The sequence below is a fragment of the Candidatus Cloacimonadota bacterium genome, from assembly GCA_011372345.1.
Taxonomy (GTDB): Bacteria; Cloacimonadota; Cloacimonadia; order Cloacimonadales; family TCS61; genus DRTC01.
The window spans coordinates 1-1,723 of the sequence record DRTC01000325.1; the positions used below are offsets into that span (position 1 = coordinate 1).

At 37.7% G+C, this 1,723-nt stretch carries 1 protein-coding gene; it reads left to right on the top strand.

Going from position 1 to position 1,723, the window contains the following annotated elements; translation table 11 throughout:
• Nucleotides 1–1,723: hypothetical protein (locus tag ENL20_06305; GenBank protein HHE38166.1), on the top strand; the 1,723-nt coding region annotated here is incomplete at both ends.

Below are 1,723 nucleotides of genomic sequence, written 5' to 3' on the forward strand. Positions count from 1 at the left end.
CCTTTTTCCGATTCTGATTTCTGGTATCGTATCGAAGTAAATGAAGATGGACTATTTGGATTGTTTTATGAGGAATTATCTCAACTCCCGGATTTTGTGGATCCTGACTCCGTCAGGATTTTCAGAGGAATTAGAAAAACAATTCCGGGAGAAAAAGACAGAACTGAATTTATTGTTCAGGAAGTTCCTTTGTTTATTAATGACGGTAATGATGGGAAATTTGATGAAGAAGATTATGTTTATTTCTATAACGAAAAATCGGAAGATGATGTTATAAATCGATATTCCGGAAAAACTGTATTCTGGTTAACATTCGGGGGAGAATATAATAATAAACCTGCCCGGAATATGGATTTTCAGAACTATGATAATGTATTGAGAGTTTCTGATTTCAATCGCTATCATCATCAAGAAACAGATGATCGCAACCGACAGGTCAATTACCTGATGATCTATCCAAATGCTTTTTTATCCCAAACAGAAGATTTAGATCAAATCCATCTCGATAACTATGGATTAATCAGCGAGAATGTTGATCAGCAAACGATTTTCAATCTTTATGGAGAATCTCCGGAAGGACTTCGGGATTTTATTGAAATATACTTTAATGATCATCCCGAACTGGAAACTGTTATTTTGATGGGTTCTGGAACAACGAATTGGGATATCGATATCGAAAAAAATAAAATAATCGCTTATCAAAATAGTTCCGGTGATGCTTACGATGATTATTTTGTAAATTTTGGCGGAACATATCCTGATCTTCCCATCGGTAGAATTCCGGCACAGAATACTTCTCAAATGGATTTGATGATCGAGAGAATCAGAGATTATATTGAAACTCCGAAATTAGGCTGGTGGCGAAATAAAGTTTTGATCGTTGCTGATGACGAAAATAAAAGCGGACATCTGGAAGGAACCGGAGGAAGCACGGGTTTGAATCATACTTATCAAGCTCAATATACTGGTGAAATCCTGAGTAATGGAGTTTATGTTGATAAATTGATGGCTATTGAATACGGTATGGATGAATTCCTGCAGAAACCCGAAGTTCGCGAAGATATGATAGAAAGAATTAACGAAGGAAGATTGATCTGGTATTATATCGGGCATGGAGCAGAAGACATTCTTGGAGATGAAGGTTATTTCAGAGGTTCTCTCCATCTCAGGTTTCTGGAGAACGAAGAGCATCTGCCTTTATTCATTGCTGCTTCCTGCAATGTCGGGCAATTTGATGATCCGGCATTTGATTGTCTGGCTGAAAAATTATTATTTCATGATTATGGAGGTTCTATAAGTTCGATCGCTGCGACCAGAGGCTGCGGAGGAAGCGCTAATACGACCTTAATAAGAGATTTTCTGAATAATTCTTTAAATGAGAGACAGAACCTTGGTGATGCTTTATGGGATGCCAAACTTCATTCCGGTGCCGGCTATTCTAATAGTAGATTATATCATGTTCTGGGAGATCCTCTTCTACCGATCCTAACTCCTGATATTTCGGGTTTGATCACCATCGATGAACCTGTTGCAGACAGTCTGCAAGCGAGACAGACTGTTCATATTTCAGGAAATTATGAGTTGGAAAATGAAATTTCCGGGATTGGTGAGATCAGGATCTTTAATACGGAAGAGACTCTTAATTATCATCGGGAATTGAATGATCAGGTTTATGATGTTAATTACACCAAAAACGGGAGTTGTTTCTTTAAAGGCTTTGTGC